This window comes from Arthrobacter sp. YN, from assembly GCF_002224285.1.
Classification (GTDB): Bacteria; Actinomycetota; Actinomycetes; order Actinomycetales; family Micrococcaceae; genus Arthrobacter.
The window spans coordinates 1,761,916-1,781,526 of the sequence record NZ_CP022436.1 but is presented as its reverse complement, the minus strand read 5'-3'; the positions used below and the strand labels follow the sequence as shown (position 1 = coordinate 1,781,526).

The window sequence follows — 19,611 nt, the reverse complement described above, 5'->3', positions numbered from 1 at the left end:
GCCATGACACTTAACGTGGCCCTGATCGGGTCCGGGGCCATCGGCTCGAGGATCGTGGAATTGCTCGACGCCGGCACTGTCCCTGGCGTCAGGCTCGCCGGAGTTGTGCCGCATGGCAACGCCGGGACAGGGTTCAGCTTCGATGACGCGTTGGAAGTGGCGGATGTGGTGGTGGAGTGCGCCGGCGTTGCCGCCGTCGCGGAATTCGGCCCCCGCACCGTAGCAGCAGGCACGGACCTGCTGGTCACCTCGATAGGCGCCTTGTGCGACCAATCCTTACGGACAAAACTGCTCGACGACGGTCCAGGCCGAACGTTCCTCACCACCGGTGCGCTGGGTGGACTGGACGCGATCACAGCCGCGGGCGCCGGCGGTACCATTCACCGCATCACCCTGGAATCACGAAAGCTGCCCGCCGCCCTGGTGCAGCCGTGGATGGACGGGGAAACCAAGGAGGGGCTCCTCGCCGCAACCCGGCCCGTGGAGCTCCTGCGGGGTGGCCCTGCGGAGTTGATCAAGGCCTTCCCCAAGTCCACCAACGTGGTCTCCGCGCTTGCCTTGGCAGCGGGCAGCTGGGAGGTGGTGGAAGCCGTTCTCATCGCAGATCCGGGAGCCAGCCGGACGGCCCATCATGTGGTGGCGGAGACCAACCTGGGTACGTTCGATATCTGCGTCACCAACGAAGCCTCCCCCGGAAACCCGGCGTCCAGCGCTTTGGTGCCGCACGCCGTCGTCCGCGGTTTGAAATCGCTGGCCAATGCCAGCGGAAGTTTCATCTGACGTCTGCGTGGGAATCAGCCCGCGAAGTTCTCATTCCAGACGTCAATGCCGAGCTTGATAATCAACGCCGCAACAACAATCAGGAAGACTACGCGCACAAAACCGCTCCCCTTGGCTACGGCGGTGCGCGCACCTAGGTAGCCGCCAGCCATGTTGGCCAGGCCCAGGACCAGCCCTACGCCCCACAGCAGGGAGCCGTGGGGAAGGAAAAAGATCAGGGCGCCCGCGTTGGTGGCCATATTGACGATCTTTGCCTTGGCGCTGGCTTCCAGGAACGCGTAACCCATGGCCGACACCAGGGCGATCACCAGGAAAGAGCCGGTGCCGGGGCCGATCAGGCCGTCGTAGAAGCCAATCACGGCGCCAATGAGGCATGCCACCACATAGTGCTTGTGGCCGTCGTGGCGGAGGGCGGTCAGCTCGCCCGCGCGGGGGCGCAAGGCCGTGAAAATGGCCACGGCGATCAACGCCACCACGATGATCGGCTTGAACACGCTGGCCGGCAGCGAAGCGGCCAGGATGGCCCCACCGAAGCTCCCCGCCAACGCTATGACCGCCATGGGCACAGCTGTTTTGAGATCGGGTCCCACGCGCCGGTAGTACGTCACCGCGCTGGTGGTGGTGCCGAAAATGGACCCCATCTTGTTGGTGGCCAAGGCCTGCACCGGCGTGATGCCGGGGACCAGCAGCAGGGCGGGGAGCTGGATCAGTCCCCCGCCCCCTACAACAGCGTCCACCCAGCCGGCGGCGAATCCAGCCACCACAATCAGAATGAGAGTGGTGAGCTGGATTGATTCGAAGCCGGAAATCACCGGTTTCGTACGGCGTTGACCACGTAATCCACAGCCTTGTCCACCGCAACGTTCTCGGCTTCGCCGCTGCGGCGATCCTTGATTTCCACCACACCGTCTACAAGTCCCCGGCCAACGGCCAGGATGGTGGGCACGCCAACAAGCTCTGCATCGCCGAACTTCACGCCGGGAGAAACCTTCGGGCGGTCGTCGAAAATGACGTCCAGACCGGCAGCTTCAAGCTCAGCGGAGAGCTTTTCAGCAGCCTCGAAGATTTCATCACCACGGCCGACGGCCACCACATGGACGTCTGCCGGAGCCACTGAGCGCGGCCACACGAGACCGCGGTCGTCATGGTTTGCTTCAGCCAAAGCAGCCACGGCGCGGGTAACACCAACGCCGTAGGAGCCCATGGTGACAACCTGCTGCTTGCCGTTCTGGTCCAGCACCTTCAAGTCCAAGGCCGCGGCATACTTACGGCCGAGCTGGAAGATGTGGCCCATTTCGATGCCGCGGGCAGTTTCCAGCGGACCGGATCCGTCCGGGGCGGGGTCGCCTGCACGCACTTCGGTACTTTCAATGACGCCATCCCACGCGAAGTCGCGGCCGGCGACCAGCCCGAAGACATGCTTGCCCTCGGCGTTGGCGCCCGTAACCCAGCTGGTGCCGGAGACGACACGGGGATCCACCAGGAAGAGCACTTTGGACGAGCCCTCGATGCCCAGCACAGGCTGGTCCAGGGACAGGCCGGGGCCGATGTAGCCCTTGACCAGCCACGGCAGCTTCTTGAGGTCCTCTTCGTTGGCAGCCTCCAGACCGATCTCGCCGGCAATCGGCAAGTGGGAGCCGATGTTGGCTTCCACGCGCTTGAGGTCCACTCCGCGGTCGCCGGGGACACCGATCACCACGATCTGGCGCTCACCCGTGGGCAGCGTCACGGCAAGGACAACGTTCTTGAGCGTGTCAGCGGCAGTCCAGGCGCCGCCGTCGGCCTCGCTGCGCGGAGCCAACTGGTTTGCTGCGGCCACCAAAGTTTCAATGGTGGGAGTGTTCGGGGTGTCCAGGACCTGGGCGTCCGGTGCGTTGCTGAAATCGATCTCGTCCGGGACAACAGTGGTCACGGCCTCGACGTTGGCGTAGTAGCCACCGGCCGAGCGGACGAACGTGTCCTCGCCAATCTCGGTGGGGAACAGGAATTCCTCGCTCTTGGAGCCGCCCATGGCGCCAGCGGTGGCGGCAACGGGGATGACCTCCAGGCCGAGGCGCTCAAAGATCTTGAGGTATGCGGCGCGGTGGGCGGCGTAGCTGGCATCCAAACCGGCGTCGTCAATGTCGAAGGAGTACGAGTCCTTCATGATGAACTCGCGGCCACGGAGGAGGCCGGCGCGCGGACGTGCTTCATCGCGGTACTTGTTCTGGATCTGGTAGAGGCTCAGCGGCAGGTCCTTGTACGAGGAGTACAGGTCCTTCACCAGGAGCGTGAACATTTCCTCATGCGTGGGGGCAAGGAGATAGTCCGCGCCCTTACGGTCCTGGAGGCGGAACAGGCCTTCGCCGTATTCGGTCCAGCGATTGGTGGCCTCGTAGGGCTCGCGGGGCAGCAGCGCCGGGAAGTGGACTTCCTGGGCGCCGATGGCCGACATTTCCTGGCGGATGATCTCTTCGACCTTGCGCAGGACGCTCAGTCCCAGCGGCAGCCACGTGTAAATGCCGGGTGCTGCGCGGCGGATGTAGCCGGCGCGGACCAGGAGCTTGTGGCTGGCGACCTCAGCGTCAACGGGATCTTCACGCAGGGTGCGCAGGAATAACTGGGAAAGGCGAAGGACCACGGGTACGTATCCGTTTCTATGGCAGATGTGGCAAAAACAACTGTCTACTAATCTACCGGGTGCCCACACACAGAAGAGCCACGCCGTCGCGTGTGGAAGCCCCTGGCCCCAATGGGCTGGTCATCCTGCGATGGCGTGGCTCAGCGGCCGGCCGGCCGCAGACTCTGTCCTGGGACTAGATCGCCGTTCCCTCCAGCGGAACGGGATCATCTGCGACTGGGAAGCATGGGTCACTGCCGAGCTCACGGATGGTGTGGGCGCCAACGACGCCTGTCAAGGTCTTGATCATGAGTCCCCCCGATACCACCCGCACCCCAACGACACGGCTTGGGTAGAACCTATGTGATAGCCGACACATTTTCAAGGCTGGGCGGCATACTGCCCGGCAGCAGCGTTGACGCTACTTAATCAGCGCTGCGGCCTGGTCCATGAGTGCCCCGGCAGCTGCTGCGCCGCCGTTTTCGGCGTTCTTTCCTGAGGCCGTGGCGGAGATGAGGACGCCGTCCTTGATGGCAGCGGCCATCAGTGTGGACTGTGTCTGGCCGTCCGGGAGGGTCATGGTGGTCTTGATGCCCAGTGTTCCGGGTACTGAACCGATACCGTCGAACTTTTCCGTCTTCATGGTCATGGTGGTGCCGGACATGGACATCGTCATGTTCGCGCACGTGGTGATCTGGTCTTCGTTGCTCTTGACGTTGTTCTCCAGCACGTCCTTGGAGACGCCGGATGCCAGGGTCACACTGGAAATGACACCGGAAGCAGCGTCAATTTTTGCACCGCTGGCGCCAGTGGCGCCTTCGATCGGCTGCGAAGCGCCGGCCATGGCCAGATCCTTGCACTCGGCGGGCTCAATGTTCATGGAGCCCAGGAGCTCCTTCAGGGGATCCTGCTGACCGGCGAGATCGTCGACGGAGGAAACCATCAGCTCCGTTCCGTCGGCGGCCTTGATCTGCTTCACCAGGTCCGTGAGTTCCTGGGTGGTGTACTGCTTTGCCTGGGCGGGCGCAGGTGCCGGCGTCTCACTGGCAGGAGCAGATGCAGCATCCGTAGAGGTACCGGCACCGCCGCACGCGGTGAGGCTCATGACCAACAGTCCTGACACGGCAAAACCGCGCAGCGCATTCTTCTTCATTTGTTCCCCAAGGAAGTTCGAGTGATGGTTGGCGTGCGCCAACCGGGACAAGACTACAAGTTCCCGGCGGGAGGCTAAAAAAGGACCGTTGCGAAGGTGCCCACTTGCTCAAAGCCCACCCGTTCGTAGGTGGCGCGGGCTTTGGCGTTGTAGTCGTTGACGTACAGGCTGGTCACCGGGGCAAAGGTCTTTGAAAGATTCACGACGGCGGCCATGTAGCCGGCGCTCTGGCCGCGTCCCCGGAGTTCCGGATTCATCCACACGCCTTGGACCTGGGTCACGTCCGCAGTGACAGCACCGAGTTCAGCTTTGAAGACCACCGTGCCTCCGGCGTCAATGTGGACCAGGGAATGCCCCTGCCGGATCAAACCGGCCACCCGCCTGCTGTAGTACTCCTGGCCTCCGAGGAAGGGGGAATATCCAACTTCTTCCTCGAACATGGCGGCGCAGGCCGGAAGGATGCGGTCGAAGTCCTCCATGGCACCAAACGTCAGGGCTGGATTGGCGCCGATGGCCGGTCCTCCGGAGATGGTCAGGAGGGGTTGGCGGGACCGGATCTCGTGGGCGGCATGGCCCAGTTGTTCGAAGCGTGAGTAGAGGGCCAGCACGGTGTCGGCGGGGCCAAAAATGGAAGCGTAGCGGCGTCCCGTTTGGTGGGCCGCCGTTGCTGCATAGCCCGCCAATGCAGGATCAAGTTGCACAGGAACAAGGTTGGCCCCGGCCCAGCAGGCACCCAAGAGCGTTTGATCGTGGAACACGCCAAAAATACTGGCACCACCGCTGGTGGGCGCAGCCGTCCCCGTGCTGTCCAGGTGGGCCAGGATGAAGACGTTGGCCACCGCATCTTCGCTGGCCAGCGCGCGAAGAGCCAGGGTGTCGGCTTTGCCGAGCACCCTGACTCCCAAGCCGTTCTCGTTACGAGACGCTAACCACGGGGCTACCCTTGACAGCATCTTCGCCATCGGCCTCCCCCATCTCTTCGGCGATGCGCATGGCCTCTTCGATCAGTGTCTCAACAATTTCGCTCTCAGGCACAGTCTTGATGACTTCGCCCTTCACGAAAATCTGGCCCTTGCCGTTTCCGGAGGCCACGCCGAGGTCTGCTTCACGGGCCTCACCGGGTCCGTTGACGACGCAGCCCATGACGGCGACGCGCAGGGGAATCTCCATGCCTTCCAGCCCGGCCGTTACCTGCTCCGCCAGCGTGTAAACATCAACCTGAGCACGGCCACAGGACGGGCAGGAGACGATTTCCAGCTTGCGGGGGCGCAGGTTCAGCGACTGCAGGATCTGGTTGCCCACCTTGATCTCCTCCACCGGCGGCGCCGAAAGGGAAACACGGATGGTGTCGCCGATGCCGCGGGACAGGAGCGCACCGAAAGCCGTTGCCGACTTGATGGTGCCCTGGAATGCCGGCCCGGCCTCGGTCACGCCGAGGTGCAAGGGCCAGTCGCCTTTCTCTGCCAGCATCTCGTACGCGGCCACCATGATGACGGGGTCGTTGTGCTTGACAGAGATCTTGAAGTCATGGAAGCCGTGTTCCTCGAACAGGGACGCTTCCCACACAGCGGATTCCACCAGGGCTTCCGGTGTTGCCTTGCCGTACTTCTTCATGATGCCCGGCTCCAGGGAACCGGCATTGACGCCGATCCGGATGGACGTGCCGTGGTCCCTTGCCGCTGCCGCGATTTCCTTGACCTGGTCATCGAACTTGCGGATGTTGCCGGGGTTCACACGCACAGCCGCGCATCCGGCTTCAATGGCCGCGAAAACGTACTTGGGCTGGAAGTGGATATCGGCGATCACGGGGATCTGGGACTTTCGGGCGATGATGGGCAGCGCTTCGGCGTCGTCCGCCGAAGGACAGGCAACACGCACGATGTCGCAGCCGGATGCCGTCAGTTCAGCAATCTGCTGAAGAGTGGCGTTGATATCCGTGGTGGGCGTCGTGGTCATGGACTGAACGCTGATGGGCGAATCAGAACCAACACCAACGGACCCAACCTTGATCTGCCGCGTCTTACGGCGCGGGGCAAGGACGGGGGGTGGGGCGGCTGGCATTCCCAGGCTGACCGAGGTCACGTGGACTCCTTGGATTGGGGTGGATCGTTGTGGTGGAGAACGCCCGGCTAGGACGCGTGGGCTGCCAGGACCCCGATAATGGGGGCCCATTCAGTGGTGCGGATGCCGGCAACCACGCCTGCTTCGGCAAACGGATCCTGCTTGAGGAGGTCGTTGAGCCCGGCTTCATCCGCGGACTTGAAGATCAGGAGGGCACCGGCACCGTCACCGTACGGGCCGCTGGCAAGGAGCTTGCCTTCCTCGGCCAGTTCGCCCAGCCAGGCACGGTGCGCGGGGCGGGCTTCGTCGCGAAGGGCGCCGGAGTCGGCGACGTATACGTACTCAACAGCGAAAACATTCATGGTGCTAGCCTATCCCGCCTGCTCCGCCGGAAATATTCATGCTGAGCCGAAAGATGTTCATGGCTCAGCCGAAAATGTTCACGGGCTTCACGATGTCCGCGTAGATCAGCAGGGCACCCATGGCCATCAGCAGCGCAGCCACCACGTAGGTCAGCGGCAACAGCTTCGCGATGTCGAACGAACCCGGATCCGGCTTGCCCCTCAACCTGGCCACTTGGCGCCGTGCGCCCTCGTACAAAGCCCCCGCCACATGGCCGCCGTCGAGGGGAAGCAAGGGGATGAGGTTGAAGATGGCCAACGCGAAGTTCAGCCCTGCAAGCAGCCCGACCAGGGTTCCGATGCGGGCCTGCATCGGCACCTGTTCCATGGCCGCGACTTCGCCGGCCACGCGGCCAACGCCCACTACGCTGATGGGGCCGTTCGGATCCCGGGGTTCCTCGCTGAAGGCGGCTTTCGCCACCCCGGCCACCCTGGCCGGCAGGTTGAAGATCACACCGGAAATTTGTTTGATGTTCTCCCCCGCCATGGGGAGAACGGCCGACGCCGGTTGGGGAACCAAGGCGCTTTGGGCACCGATCCCAAGGAAGCCGACCTCCTGGTATTGCAGAACTCCGTTGGCGTCCTGCGCCTGGCGTCCATCGGAGCCAACCACGGGACGGGAGGAGAGCACCGGGGTGACGGTGGTCTCCACGGGAGAACCGTTGCGCTGCACGGTGACGGCCACATCCTTGCCTGCCGAGGCACGGATCCAGCCCGTCAGTTCATCCCAACTGGTGACGGTCTTTCCGTCAAAGGACGTGATGGTGTCGTTCGGCTGAAGCCCTGCGGCTGCTGCCGGTGTGGGTTTGCAGTCCGCTGAGTCCGGGTCCACGGTTTCGCCCGCGGCAACCTGGCATTTGGAAACGTCCGCGATGGTGGTGGTCGCCTGCGCCGTGCCGAAGCCCATGACCAGCACGGCCAACAGGATCAACCCGATGATCATGTTCATGGCGGGGCCACCGAGCATGACAATGATCTTCTTCCACACGGGCAATTTGTAGAAGACGCGGTTTTCGTCCCCCGGCCCCACTTCTTCGTGCGCCATGGAGCGCGCTTCCGTGGCCAGCGTTTGGAACATCCCCGTGCTGGAAGGGCGGACAGCGCCGTCCACCTTGTTGGGTGGGTACATGCCGATCATGGAGACGTATCCACCCAGTGGAAGGGCTTTGAATCCGTACTCCGTCTCGCCCTTCTTCCTGGACCAAAGGGTGGGGCCGAAGCCGATCATGTACTTGGTGACACGGACTTTGAAGAGCTTCGCCGGCACCAGGTGGCCTACCTCGTGCAGCGCGATGGAAACGGCGACGCCGATGGCGACGAAGACGACTCCGAGAATGAAGAGAAGGACGGGACTCATGCCGGTGGGACTGCTTCCATAAGGGTTCTGAGCTACAGGGCGCTGCTGGCTAAACGATCAAGGGTGCGGGCGCGTGCCCACTTCTCAGCATCCAGCACGGACTCCACCGTTAGCTCGGAGGAGCCTGAATGTTCACTGAGGACGGACTCCACGGTATCCACGATGTCCGTGAAGCGGATACGCCCGGCGTGGAAGGCATGGACGGCCTCCTCATTGGCGGCGTTGAATACCGCTGGGAAGGTGCTGCCTTGTTTGGCCGCGTCCTTGGCCAGGTCCACGGCGGGAAATGCCACAGTGTCCAAGGGCTCGAACGTCCAACTGGTGGCCTTGGTCCAGTCGCAGGGCTTGGCAGCATGCGGGACGCGATCCGGCCAGCCCAGCCCCAGCGCGATAGGCAGGCGCATGTCCGGGGGTGATGCTTGGGCAATGATGGAACCGTCCACAAACTGGACCATGGAGTGAACCACCGACTGGGGGTGGACCACCACCTCGATCCTGTCCAGGGGAACATCGAACAACAAGTGCGCCTCGATGACTTCCAGGCCCTTGTTGACCAGGCTGGCGGAGTTGGTGGTGACCATGAGGCCCATGTCCCAGGTGGGGTGGGCCAGTGCTTCCTGCGGTGTGACCCCGTGAAGCTGATCGCGCGTGCGTCCGCGGAACGGACCGCCGGATGCGGTCAGGATCAGCTTCTCCACTTCCTGCTCGGTCCCGGACCGCAAGCATTGGGCGATGGCGGAGTGCTCAGAGTCGACGGGCACTATCTGTCCCGGCCGGGCGGCGGCCTTGACCAGGGCACCACCTACGATCAGTGATTCCTTGTTGGCCAGTGCCAGCGTTGCGCCGGTGCTGAGCGCGGCCAAGGTAGGTGCCAGGCCAATGGAACCGGTGATGCCGTTGAGGACGACGTCACACTCAATGGCTGCGATCCGGGTGGAGGCATCCGGGCCGACGAAGATTTCCGGCGTGAAGTCCGGCACCCCCGCGGCCGAGGCTGCCGCGTCAATCAGTTGCCGCAGGACCGCGGGGTCTCCCTGGGCGATGCCCACAGCCTGCGCCCTGGTGTGGACCGCCTGCCGGGCGATGAGTTCCAGGTTCCCTCCACCTGCGCTGAGCGCCACCACCTCAAAACGGTGCGGGGCAGCATCGACGACGTCAATCGCTTGTGTGCCGATGGAACCCGTGGACCCGAGGATGACGATCTTGCGCGGCTGCATTCTCCAAGTATCCCAGCCAGTAACGCGAGCGGCGAACGGAGCAGGGACGATGCCGGGAAAACCTGCATCGCTTGACCATCCACAGCCCGCGCGTACGGTGGAAAGGTGGAGTGGCTGTCCTGGTTTGATGCGCGGGACTATGAGTTCGCCCGGCAGGTGTTGCAGCGCGGCACGGCTGCGCTGTATCTGGTCGCCTTTCTTTCCACCATGAACCAGTTCCCGGCACTCCTCGGCGAGCGCGGGCTGCTGCCGGTACCGGCTTTCCTGGACATGGCCCGCAGACTGGCCAGGCCCACCCTCTTCCGTTGGCATTACTCCGATGCGCTCCTGACATCGGTGTGCTGGACGGGGATCGGCGTGGCTGCCTTGCTGGTGATCGGCCTCCCCCAAACGGGTCCTCCATGGCTGCCCATGCTGGCATTCCTGATCATGTGGTTCCTCTACATGTCGATCGTCAACGTCGGCCAGACGTTCTACGGCTTCGGCTGGGAGATCCTGCTTCTTGAGGCCGGGTTCACTGTGGCTTTCCTGGGCTCGGACCAGACTCCCCGCCCACCACCATCCTGATCCTCATTGTGTGGCTGGTTTTCCGGCTCGAGTTCGGGGCGGGAATGATCAAGATCCGAGGCGGCCGCGAGTGGCGCGACATGACGGCCATGTTTTACCACCATGAGACACAGCCCATGCCTGGCCCGCTCAGCAGGCAAGCACATCTGCTGCCGCGTCCGTTGCATAAAGTGGAAGTGGCGGGCAACCATTTCGCTCAGCTGGTGGTGCCGTTTTTCCTCTTCGCGCCACAGCCCCTGGCCGGCATTGCGGCAGGCATCATCATCCTGACCCAGCTGTGGCTGGTAGGGACCGGGAATTTTGCCTGGTTGAACTGGGTGGCGATCGTCCTTGCCTTCGCGGCCGTCAGCGACCCCCTCGCCCACGCGGTCTTTCCATTCATCCCGCTGGAGTGGCACCAGGGCGCCGATACCCCGGCGTGGTGGCTCACCGTCGTCGTGCTGGTGACTGTGGTGTTGCTGGTGTTCAGCTACCGGCCGCTCCTGAACCTTTTCTCCAGCCGGCAGCTGATGAATGCCAGCTTCAACCGTTGGCGTCTGGTCAACGCCTATGGGGCCTTCGGGACGGTCACCAAGCAGCGGATAGAGATCGTGGTGGAAGGCACGCTGGCCGAGGAACCGGACGCCGCGGATGAGCACTGGCTTGAGTACGGTTTCAAGGGCAAGCCCGGCGAGGTGCGGCGGCTGCCGCGGCAGTGGGCGCCGTACCATCTACGCCTGGATTGGCTGATGTGGTTCCTGCCGCTGCGGACCGTCCACGAGGATTGGTTCTACGCTTTCCTGGACAAGCTGCTCGAGGCAGACAAGCCCACGCTTGGGCTGCTTCGCCATGACCCGTTCGACGGCGAACGCCCCCGTTGGGTGCGCGCACGCAGCTACCTGTACCGTTTCGCCAGCCGAGCGGAGTTCCGGGGGAACGGCGAGCGCTGGGTGCGGGTGTTGCTGTCTGACGCCATTGGACCCGTGCAGCTAAACCCGCGACGCCGCTTTCTTTCGTGAGCCGAGGTCCACGGGGGGTGCCGTGGATTCCCGGACCACCAGGTGGGTGGCGAGTTCCACGCGCCGGGAGTCGATGTCTTCGCCCTGCATCTGGCGAAGGATGAAGTTCAGCGCCGATCGCCCGATCTCTTGAAGCGGCTGGCTCACGGAGGTGAGGGGCGGTGTGGATTCTTCGGCCTGATAGGTGCCGTCGAACCCCACCAGGCTCATTTCCTCGGGAATCCGCACGTCCTGCCTTCGGGCCTCGGCCAGCACCCCCATGGCGATGCTGTCGCTGCCGGCGAAGACTGCCGTGGGCGGATCCTCCAGCGCCAACAGGGCCTTGAAGGCGGCGGCCCCGGTCTCGGGCCGGAAGGGGCCTGCCGAAACATATTCGTGTTCCACCGTGATTCCTGCGGCCATGAGTGCGGCCATGTAGCCGTGCAGCCTGGCCTGGCTGCATTCGGCGGTGGCAGGGCCGCCGATGAAAGCAATCCGTCGGTGCCCCAGCCCCAGGAGGTGCGTCGCGGCGGCTTTCCCGCCGGCCCAGTTGCTGGCGCCCACACTGAACAGGTCAGCCGGGGGCGGGTTGAGGGGGTCGATCACCACGATGGGAATTTGACGCCTTTGGAAGGCCTCCAAGTGCGCAGTGCCAAAGGCGGAGGTCACCACGATCATCCCGCTGCGGCCTTCATCGACCATCCGTTGAGCGCGTTCTTCCGGTCCCAGCGGAGGCGCCGCCTGAAGACCGGTCACGGACAGGATCACTTCCATGTCGGAGACGTTTGCCTGCTCCATGATCCCCTTGAGGACTTCCATGTTGTAGGCCGAATTGAGGGAATCAAAGACCGCTTCGACTGTCCGCTGCGCCGGGTTGCTTTTGCGCTGGAGGGGAGATTTATAGCCTGTGCGCTGCAGAGCCGCCAACACGCGGGCCCGGGTGGCTTGCGCTACGTCCCCGCGCCCGTTGACCACTTTGGAGACCGTGGGCACAGATACTCCCACCTCCTGCGCGACGGCAGAAAGGGTCAGTTTGGAGGGCCTATCGTCGATGCTCACGGTTATCACTTTCGAAAAGTTTCGGATGCAGACAGTGTGCATCGCCGTCGGCTCGCCCGTCAACAGGGGTCTCATGGTTGCGGCGATTCCTGAAAATTGACCCTTGACGGTGACGTGGCTCACGGCTAAGTTGGGTGGGCACTTCCGAAAGGACCTTCGAAACATTTCGAAAAGTCAGCGGAAACGGACGATCGAAGCTGATCCCCACACCGCGGAGTGCGGCTTTTACACGAACAACCGGGCCATCAGCGTCGAGCCCGAAGGACGAATGGAAACTGCACATGAATAGTCTCAAGTTGCGCACCGCCGGAATGGCCGTTTCTGCAGCCGCATTGTCGATCGCACTCGCAGCCTGCGGGTCCTCAGGGCCGGCCGGAACAGGAGCCTCCGGAGATTCGGCAACCATGTGGGGCCTCACTGGCGGTGACCAGCCCGTAGTCCAGGCAGCCGTGGACTCCTGGAACAAGGCACACCCCGATTCGGCCATCAAGCTCGACTTCTTCGCCAACGATGCCTACAAGACCAAAGTCCGCACCGCCGTGGGAGCCGGCCAGGGGCCCACCCTCGTCTACGGCTGGGGCGGCGGAGTCCTCAAGTCCTACGTTGATGCCGGTCAGGTGGATGACCTCACAGGATTCCTCAAGGAAAACCCGGAAGTCCAGAACCGCTACCTTCCCTCCATCCTGGAAAGCGGCGTGATCGACGGCAAGACCTATGCCCTCCCCAACAACAAAGTGCAGCCCGTAGTTCTCTACTACAACAAGGAAGTCTTCGACAAGATCGGCGCCGAGGCCCCCAAGACCTGGGAAGAACTCATGGCACTGGTGCCCAAGTTCAAGGCCGCAGGCGTGGCACCCTTCTCCTTGGGTGGGCAGTCCAAGTGGCCGGACCTCATGTGGCTCGAATACCTGGTGGACCGCATCGGCGGCCCGGAAGTGTTCGCCAGCATCGCCGCCAACAAACCCGGTGCCTGGTCCGATCCCGCCGTGATCGAAGCACTGACCAAAATCCAGGAACTGGTGGATGCAGGCGGCTTCATCAACGGATTCTCCTCCATAGCCGCGGACAGCAACGCCGACCAGGCCCTGCTCTACACCGGCAAGGCCGCCATGATCCTGCAGGGCAGCTGGATCTACCAGGGAATGAAGAAGGACGCAGCGGACTTCGTCAACAGCGGCAAGCTCGGATACACCCCCTTCCCCACCGTCGAGGGCGGCAAAGGTGACCCGGCCAACGTAGTGGGCAACCCCACCAACTTCTGGTCGGTTTCCTCCAAAGCCACCGAAGAACAGAAGAAAACGGCCCTTGAGTACGTCAAGGACGGAATGTTCACCGATGAGAACGTCCAAGGCCTTATCGACTCAGGAGCCGTACCCGTGGTCACCGGTATTGAAGACAAGCTGGCGGCATCCCCTGACAAGGACTTCCTGACCTACGTTTATGGGCTCGCCAAAGATGCACCGGACTTCACCCTGTCCTGGGACCAGGCCCTCAGCCCCGCGCAGGGCGATGCCATGCTGGCCAACCTGGACCAGATCTTCCTGAAGAAGATCACCCCGGAACAGTTCGCTTCCACCATGAACGCAACGATCGGAAAGTAGCCCGGTGTCGTCCACTACTGCGCACCGCCGGACCGCCCGGGTACAACCGTCCCGACGGACCCTCGAGAAGGGTCCGTCGGGGTGGCTGGCCGCCCCGGCGCTCGCGTTCTTCATGCTGTTCGCCATCCTTCCGCTCCTGGGAGTCCTGTTCCTGAGCTTCACCCGCTGGGATGGCCTGGGCGAGATCAAGCTCGACGGCCTGTCCAGCTGGAACACCGTCCTGGCCGATCCTGTGACGGGCAACGCCTTGCTGGTCACGGCCAAGATCATGTTCTTCTCCTTCATCGTCCAGGCACCCATCAGTCTCCTGCTGGGCGTCTTCACCGCCGCGAACCAGAAGTATCGTGCCGCCTTGGCCGTCCTGTACTTCGTTCCATTGCTGCTTTCTTCTGCGGCTGTGGCCATCGCCTTCAAGGCCCTGCTGGACCCGAACTTCGGCCTCGGCCCCGGCTTGGGTTTGCCGTTCCTGGCGCAGGACTGGCTGGGCAACTCCGATCTGGTCCTGTTCGTGGTGGTCTTCGTCATCGCGTGGCAGTTTGTTCCGTTCCACACCCTGATCTACCAAGGCGGCGTCCGGCAGATCCCCGCTTCACTCTACGAAGCCGCGCAGATCGACGGCGCCGGCCGCATGCAGCAGTTCTTCAACATCACGCTCCCCCAGTTGAAGTACACCATCATCACTTCCTCCACCCTCATGGTGGTGGGGTCCCTGGCCTACTTTGACCTGGTGTTCGTGCTGACCGCGGGCGGCCCCGGCTATTCCACCAGGCTGTTGCCGCTGCACATGTACCTCACTGGCTTCAAAGCCAACGACATGGGCGCGGCGAGCGCGCTGGGAGTGATCCTGGTAGTCATCGGGCTGGCCCTGGCAGTGTTCCTTCAACGACTCGGCGGCAAGAACCGCAACGCCAGCCAATTGGAAGGTGCGTAATGGCTTCCACCACACAACTCCCCACAGCACCGGCACCACTGACCGAACCGGCGGCCGCCCGCCGTCGTCCGCAGAAAATGGGCCGCTCACGGCCCAACTTCCTCGGCGGACTGGGTGGCTGGCTCTGGCTCGCGGTCATCATTGTGCCCGTGTACTACGTGGTGATCACCAGCTTGAAGAACCAGGCAGGCTTCTTCACTTCCAATCCGCTGCTGCCCCCGGCGGAACCAACACTGGACAACTACAAACTGGTCTTGGAGAACGAGTTCGCCAAGTACTTCACCAACAGCCTGATCGTGACGGTGGGCAGCGTGGTTCCAGCCCTCTTTGTAGCCTTCATGGCGGCGTACGCGATTGTGCGCGGCAAAGGGAGGTTCCTGAGCTGGACCAACAACGTGTTCCTCCTTGGCCTGGCCATTCCCCTGCATGCCACGATCATCCCGATCTACTGGATGATCACCAAAGCCCACATGTACGACACTTTGCTGGCACTCATCCTGCCTTCGATTGCGTTTGCCATCCCCATTTCCGTGCTGATTCTCTCCAACTTCATGAGGGACGTCCCCAACGAGCTTTTTGAGTCGATGCGGCTGGACGGATGCTCCGACTGGGCCATGATGTGGCGCCTTGCGTTGCCGATGACCAAGCCTGCTGTCATCACGGTTGGCATCTACAACGCACTGCATGTATGGAACGGATTCCTGTTCCCGCTGATCTTGACCCAAAGCCCGGACACCCGCGTTCTGCCGTTGTCGCTCTGGACCTTCCAAGGTGAGTTCAGCGTCAATATTCCTGCGGTGCTCGCCTCGGTTGTCCTGGCCACGCTCCCGCTGCTGGTGATTTACGTCGTGGCACGGCGCCAATTGCTCAGTGGCCTGACCGCCGGTTTCAGCAAATAACTGGCTGTTGCCAGTAGAAAGGAACCACGCATGACACAGCCACAACCCTTGCGCGTAGGCATGGTGGGCTACTCATTCATGGGAGCCGCCCACTCCCACGCCTGGCGGACAGCGCCGCGCTTCTTCGACCTGCCGCTGAGGCCTGAATTGACTGCCGTGGCCGGCCGCAACGACGCCGGTGTCCGGGCAGCAGCCAGCAAATTCGGTTGGGACTCAGCCGAAACTGACTGGCGTCGTCTGATAGAGCGCGAAGACATCGACCTCATCGATATCTGTACGCCGGGCAACACGCACGCGGAGATCGCCATCGCCGCTCTCGATGCGGGAAAGCATGTCCTCTGCGAAAAACCGCTGGCCAATTCCGTGGAGGAAGCGGAGAAAATGACGGCAGTGGCCCAAGCGGCAGCCGAACGCGGAGTGTTCTCCATGTGCGGCTTCAGCTACCGCCGCACACCGGCGTTGGCACTGGCCAAGCGGATGGTGGCCGACGGCCGGCTGGGCACCATCCGGCACGTCCGCGCACAGTATCTGCAGGACTGGCTCAGCGACGACGATGCGCCACTGACCTGGCGGATGGACAAGTCCAAGTCCGGTTCCGGATCACTGGGCGATATCGGCGCGCACAGCATCGACGCCGCGCAATGGATCACCGGCCTGAACATCAGCGGCGTCTCGGCCTTGCTGGAGACATTCGTCAAGGAACGCCCGGTGGGCGGAGACCTTGTGGGGCTTGGTGGCCACGGCGGCGCAGATGGTCCTCGAGGGCCAGTAACGGTGGACGACGCGGCGCTGTTTACCGCCCGTTTTGAGGCCAACAACGACGACGGCGCTGACGCAGGCTCACGCGTCAACGGCGCTTCCGGCCCCATCGGCATCTTCGAAGCTACCCGGTTTGCCTTGGGCCGCAAGAACGCCATGCGCCTGGAACTGAACGGCACTAAGGGGTCGCTGGCCTTCGATTTCGAGGACATGAACTCCCTGCAGTTTTACGATGCCGCCTTGGAACCTGACGCGGGCTTCCGAAAAATCATGGTCACCGAACCTTCCCACCCCTACGTCGGCAACTGGTGGCCCACCGGCCACGGGCTGGGGTACGAACACGGCTTCACGCATCAGGTGGTGGACCTCGTGACTGCCATCGGCGCAGGCGAGCAGCCGTCGCCGTCGTTCGCTGACGCTTTGCAGGTCCAAAAGGTTCTGGCCGCCGTCGAGGCGAGCGCGGATGACTCAAGCCGCTGGCAGAAAGTCTGAAAGGAAAACATGACAAGCGAGAACAAAACAGCGTTGGCGGTTCGAGGCGGTTGGGACGGCCACCAACCGGTGGAAGCCACCGAACTGTTCATTCCCTTCCTCAGGGACAATGGCTACGACGTGCGGGTGGAAGAATCCCCCAAGATCTATGCCGACTCCGAGTACATGGCGGGCGTGGACCTGATAGTGCAATGCATGACCATGACGACCATCGAGAAACACGAATTCGAGGGTCTCCGCGCTGCGGTCGAAAACGGCACAGGCCTGGCTGGCTGGCACGGGGGCATCGCCGACTCCTATCGCAACAACTCGGACTACCTGCACCTGATCGGCGGCCAGTTTGCCTGCCACCCCGGCAAGCACGCGGACCAGCGGATCGGCGAGCAGTCGGACAACTACGTCCCTTACACCGTGAACATGCTGCCCGCCGCCGCCGACCACCCCATTACGCAGGGAATCAGCGACTTCGACCTCGTCACGGAGCAGTACTGGGTCCTGTCCGATGACTACATCGACGTCCTGGCCACCACCACACAAAAAGTGCGGGAATGGGATCCCTGGAATCGTGAGGTCACCTCGCCTGCCATCTGGACACGTCAGTGGGGCGAAGGCAGGATCTTCGTCTGCACCCCCGGCCACCGCGTGGAAATCCTCCAGGACAGCAACGTCCGAACCATCATTGAAAGGGGCATGCTGTGGGCAAGCCGCTGAACGTTGGAGTGATTGGCTGTGGCGCCATCATCGCCCAGTACCTGACCACCTTCCGCCGGCTCGATTCCATCAATCTGGTGGCCGTTGCTGATCTTGATCCGGCGCGGGCGCAGGCGGTTGCCGACTCCTACGACGGCGTTCGGGCCCTGACCGTGGACGGACTCCTGGCCGCCGATGACGTGGATCTGGTCCTGAACCTGACCATCCCTGCGGCCCACGCCGACATCGCGCTGAGGGCTATCGCCGCTGGCAAGTCCGTGTACGGCGAGAAGCCGCTGGCTGCCACCACGGCGGAAGCCCAGCAGGTGCTGGATGCAGCCGCAGCGGCTGGAGTTGCTGTCGGCTGCGCCCCTGACACTGTGTTGGGTACAGGAATCCAGACCGCCCGCAAGGCAATCGATGACGGCCTGATCGGAGCGCCCGTTTCCGCCACGGCCACCATGGCAACTCCCGGCCACGAGCGCTGGCATCCCAACCCCGACTTCTATTACCAGCCCGGCGGTGGTCCCCTGCTGGACATGGGACCGTACTACGTCTCGGCCCTGGTCACGCTGTTGGGTCCCGTGGTGTCTGTGGTGGGGGCTGCCAGCCATACCCGGACCGAACGCACCATCGGTTCGGGCCCCCGACAGGGAGAGTCGGTGCCAGTGGACATTGACTCGCACGTCACCGGCGTCCTGGTCCACGCGTCCGGTGCTTTGTCCACCCTGTTCATGAGCTTCGACGCCGTCAAGACCAAGAGCCCCAACATCGAGATCCACGGGGAAAGGGGCTCGTTGATCGTCCCGGACCCCAACCACTTCGACGGCGATGTGCAGCTTTTCGCGCTGGGCGCAGGGGAATGGGAGACGCTCCCCGTTTCGGCCGGCTACGTGGACTCGGGCCGCGGCTTCGGCATCGCCGATCTCGCAGCGACCCCTGCGGGCCAGGAACCACGCGCGGGCGGACACCTGGCCTTCCACGCGCTGGAGGTCATGGAATCGGTGCTCGAGTCCGCCAAAAGCGGGAAGGCGGTAACCATCAAGAGCAAGGCAGCACGGCCCGCCGCTGTTGAACTGACGGAACTGACGACGGCGGTACGCGCCTAGCGCTCTGACCGCCCGCCGAAACTCCAGTTAATGCCCATGTTGTGCGGAAACATGGGCATTAACTGCCACCTCGCTAGGTGCCTGTGCCTTGGAAGCGGTGCCCTGCCCGGCGGAGTGTCGCTTGGGCGTGCTTGAGGATGGGCCCGTCGATCATCTTGCCCTTGAACTGGAACACCCCCGTGCCTGCCGCTTCCGCTGCAGCCAAGAGCTCGGTGGCTTCGGCCACCACTTCCGCGGAGGGAGCGTAGGCCTCCCGCACTACGGCCACCTGGTTGGGGTGGATGCAGGCCTTGGCACCGAATCCACTGGCTACGGCGTCGTGGGATTCCGCCGACAATCCTTCCAGATCCGGGATGTCCACATACACGGAGTCGATGGCTTCCTTGCCCGCAGCCTTTGCGGCAAGCAGTACCGCGGACCGTGAGTGCAGCGCGACAGCCCGGTACCCGCCGTCGTCGTTCCTGCTGGAGAGCCCGCCCAGGGAAGCCAACAAATCCTCAGCACCCCACATCAGTCCCACGGCGTTCGGCTCGGCCGCAATGGAGAAGGCGTTGACGATGCCCGCTGCTGTCTCGCAGAGCGCAATGACCTGGTAGCCGGCCAGGGACTTCAGTTGCCCGGCACTTTCCGCCTTGGCCAGCATGACGGTCCGGTAGGGCGTCTTCGCCAGCGTCTGGAGATCGAGCTCGAACTCAGGAGTCCCCACAGGGTTCACCCGGACAATAGTGCTGCCCGGATCCAGCTCGCCGGCACCCAACTGCTCAAGAACCGCTTCGCGGGCCCGGGGCTTGTCCGCCGGGGCCACTGCATCTTCGAGGTCCAGGATCACGGCATCGGATCGGTCGGCTGCCTTCCTGAAACGCTCCGGCCGGTCGGCTGGACAGAACAGGAGGGCCGGACCCATGGTGAACGGCAGAACCGCTGAGGGAGACGACGGGTCGGGAGAGGGCATGCGGATT

The 19,611-nt window shown here is 63.3% G+C and carries 17 protein-coding genes and 1 pseudogene; 8 read left to right on the top strand and 10 right to left on the bottom strand.

Translation table 11 applies throughout. The features are described 5' to 3' along the window. The first annotated feature begins 3 nt into the window (after window positions 1-3). Window positions 4-780, top strand: a complete 777-nt coding sequence (locus CGK93_RS08015) for an aspartate dehydrogenase domain-containing protein (protein WP_089594370.1) — start codon at window positions 4-6, stop codon at window positions 778-780. A gap of 14 nt (window positions 781-794) precedes the next feature. Here CGK93_RS08015 and CGK93_RS08010 read toward each other — a convergent pair whose 3' ends face one another. From CGK93_RS08010 to dxr, 8 genes are all read right to left on the bottom strand, one after another. Next, window positions 795-1,592 carry a sulfite exporter TauE/SafE family protein gene (locus CGK93_RS08010; RefSeq protein WP_089594369.1) on the bottom strand — a complete coding sequence of 266 codons (798 nt, stop codon included), beginning with the start codon at window positions 1,590-1,592 and terminating at the stop codon, window positions 795-797. Further along, complete coding sequence (locus CGK93_RS08005) at window positions 1,589-3,400, bottom strand: proline--tRNA ligase (protein WP_089594368.1); 1,812 nt, start codon at window positions 3,398-3,400, stop codon at window positions 1,589-1,591. The genes CGK93_RS08010 and CGK93_RS08005 overlap by 4 nt, the downstream gene beginning before the upstream one ends. Window positions 3,401-3,800: 400 nt before the next feature. Further along, window positions 3,801-4,532 (bottom strand): hypothetical protein, encoded by a 732-nt coding sequence (locus CGK93_RS08000; protein ID WP_089594367.1) that lies wholly within the window; start codon window positions 4,530-4,532, stop codon window positions 3,801-3,803. Between the two features lie 74 nt (window positions 4,533-4,606). After that, window positions 4,607-5,485 (bottom strand): GNAT family N-acetyltransferase, encoded by an 879-nt coding sequence (locus CGK93_RS07995; protein WP_089597283.1) that lies wholly within the window; start codon window positions 5,483-5,485, stop codon window positions 4,607-4,609. Further along, window positions 5,448-6,614, bottom strand: coding sequence for a flavodoxin-dependent (E)-4-hydroxy-3-methylbut-2-enyl-diphosphate synthase (gene ispG / locus CGK93_RS07990; protein ID WP_011774258.1), 1,167 nt, complete (start codon window positions 6,612-6,614; stop codon window positions 5,448-5,450). The genes CGK93_RS07995 and ispG overlap by 38 nt, the downstream gene beginning before the upstream one ends. 47 nt (window positions 6,615-6,661) lie before the next feature. Beyond that, a complete protein-coding gene (locus tag CGK93_RS07985) occupies window positions 6,662-6,955 on the bottom strand; it encodes a YciI family protein (protein WP_089594366.1) in 294 nt (97 codons plus the stop codon). A gap of 64 nt (window positions 6,956-7,019) precedes the next feature. Beyond that, complete coding sequence (locus CGK93_RS07980; RefSeq protein ID WP_089594365.1) at window positions 7,020-8,351, bottom strand: M50 family metallopeptidase; 1,332 nt, start codon at window positions 8,349-8,351, stop codon at window positions 7,020-7,022. 32 nt (window positions 8,352-8,383) lie between these two features. Further along, window positions 8,384-9,568 (bottom strand): 1-deoxy-D-xylulose-5-phosphate reductoisomerase, encoded by a 1,185-nt coding sequence (gene dxr, locus CGK93_RS07975; protein WP_089594364.1) that lies wholly within the window; start codon window positions 9,566-9,568, stop codon window positions 8,384-8,386. A gap of 105 nt (window positions 9,569-9,673) precedes the next feature. Here dxr and CGK93_RS07970 point away from each other — a divergent pair. Further along, window positions 9,674-11,133: pseudogene (locus CGK93_RS07970) on the top strand (lipase maturation factor family protein). On the opposite strand, the gene CGK93_RS07965 reads toward CGK93_RS07970, so the two are convergent. Further along, window positions 11,104-12,171 carry a LacI family DNA-binding transcriptional regulator gene (locus CGK93_RS07965; protein ID WP_089597281.1) on the bottom strand — a complete coding sequence of 356 codons (1,068 nt, stop codon included), beginning with the start codon at window positions 12,169-12,171 and terminating at the stop codon, window positions 11,104-11,106. The pseudogene CGK93_RS07970 and the gene CGK93_RS07965 overlap by 30 nt on opposite strands. 281 nt (window positions 12,172-12,452) lie before the next feature. On the opposite strand from CGK93_RS07965, the gene CGK93_RS07960 reads away from it, so the two are divergent. From CGK93_RS07960 to CGK93_RS07935, 6 genes are read left to right on the top strand one after another with little or no spacing between them, the layout of a single operon-like run. Beyond that, complete coding sequence (locus CGK93_RS07960) at window positions 12,453-13,772, top strand: extracellular solute-binding protein (protein WP_089594363.1); 1,320 nt, start codon at window positions 12,453-12,455, stop codon at window positions 13,770-13,772. 4 nt (window positions 13,773-13,776) lie between these two features. Continuing rightward, window positions 13,777-14,703 (top strand): carbohydrate ABC transporter permease, encoded by a 927-nt coding sequence (locus tag CGK93_RS07955; RefSeq protein WP_089594362.1) that lies wholly within the window; start codon window positions 13,777-13,779, stop codon window positions 14,701-14,703. Next, window positions 14,703-15,602 carry a carbohydrate ABC transporter permease gene (locus tag CGK93_RS07950; protein ID WP_089594361.1) on the top strand — a complete coding sequence of 300 codons (900 nt, stop codon included), beginning with the start codon at window positions 14,703-14,705 and terminating at the stop codon, window positions 15,600-15,602. The genes CGK93_RS07955 and CGK93_RS07950 overlap by 1 nt, the downstream gene beginning before the upstream one ends. Window positions 15,603-15,632: 30 nt before the next feature. After that, complete coding sequence (locus CGK93_RS07945) at window positions 15,633-16,853, top strand: Gfo/Idh/MocA family protein (RefSeq protein ID WP_089594360.1); 1,221 nt, start codon at window positions 15,633-15,635, stop codon at window positions 16,851-16,853. Window positions 16,854-16,862: 9 nt separating this feature from the next. Beyond that, on the top strand, window positions 16,863-17,564 hold the full coding sequence (locus tag CGK93_RS07940) for a ThuA domain-containing protein (RefSeq protein ID WP_089594359.1): 702 nt from the start codon (window positions 16,863-16,865) through the stop codon (window positions 17,562-17,564). Next, complete coding sequence (locus CGK93_RS07935) at window positions 17,549-18,652, top strand: Gfo/Idh/MocA family protein (protein WP_089594358.1); 1,104 nt, start codon at window positions 17,549-17,551, stop codon at window positions 18,650-18,652. Before CGK93_RS07940 ends, CGK93_RS07935 begins: the two co-directional genes overlap by 16 nt. Window positions 18,653-18,725: 73 nt before the next feature. Here the strand turns inward: CGK93_RS07935 and CGK93_RS07930 are convergent, their stop codons facing one another. After that, entirely contained in the window at window positions 18,726-19,604 is an 879-nt protein-coding gene (locus tag CGK93_RS07930; protein ID WP_089594357.1) for an HpcH/HpaI aldolase/citrate lyase family protein, read from the bottom strand. Window positions 19,605-19,611: the final 7 nt, after the last annotated feature.

Excerpts from the sequence above, each read along its gene's own strand:
- CGK93_RS08015 (WP_089594370.1), top strand. The coding sequence starts at position 4 with ATGACACTTAACGTGGCCCTGATCGGGTCCGGGGCCATCGGCTCGAGG.
- CGK93_RS08000 (WP_089594367.1), bottom strand. The coding sequence starts at position 4,532 with ATGAAGAAGAATGCGCTGCGCGGTTTTGCCGTGTCAGGACTGTTGGTC.
- CGK93_RS07995 (WP_089597283.1), bottom strand. The coding sequence starts at position 5,485 with ATGCTGTCAAGGGTAGCCCCGTGGTTAGCGTCTCGTAACGAGAACGGC.
- CGK93_RS07985 (WP_089594366.1), bottom strand. The coding sequence starts at position 6,955 with ATGAATGTTTTCGCTGTTGAGTACGTATACGTCGCCGACTCCGGCGCC.
- CGK93_RS07980 (WP_089594365.1), bottom strand. The coding sequence starts at position 8,351 with ATGAGTCCCGTCCTTCTCTTCATTCTCGGAGTCGTCTTCGTCGCCATC.
- dxr (WP_089594364.1), bottom strand. The coding sequence starts at position 9,568 with ATGCAGCCGCGCAAGATCGTCATCCTCGGGTCCACGGGTTCCATCGGC.
- CGK93_RS07960 (WP_089594363.1), top strand. The coding sequence starts at position 12,453 with ATGAATAGTCTCAAGTTGCGCACCGCCGGAATGGCCGTTTCTGCAGCC.
- CGK93_RS07950 (WP_089594361.1), top strand. The coding sequence starts at position 14,703 with ATGGCTTCCACCACACAACTCCCCACAGCACCGGCACCACTGACCGAA.
- CGK93_RS07945 (WP_089594360.1), top strand. The coding sequence starts at position 15,633 with ATGACACAGCCACAACCCTTGCGCGTAGGCATGGTGGGCTACTCATTC.
- CGK93_RS07940 (WP_089594359.1), top strand. The coding sequence starts at position 16,863 with ATGACAAGCGAGAACAAAACAGCGTTGGCGGTTCGAGGCGGTTGGGAC.
- CGK93_RS07930 (WP_089594357.1), bottom strand. The coding sequence starts at position 19,604 with ATGCCCTCTCCCGACCCGTCGTCTCCCTCAGCGGTTCTGCCGTTCACC.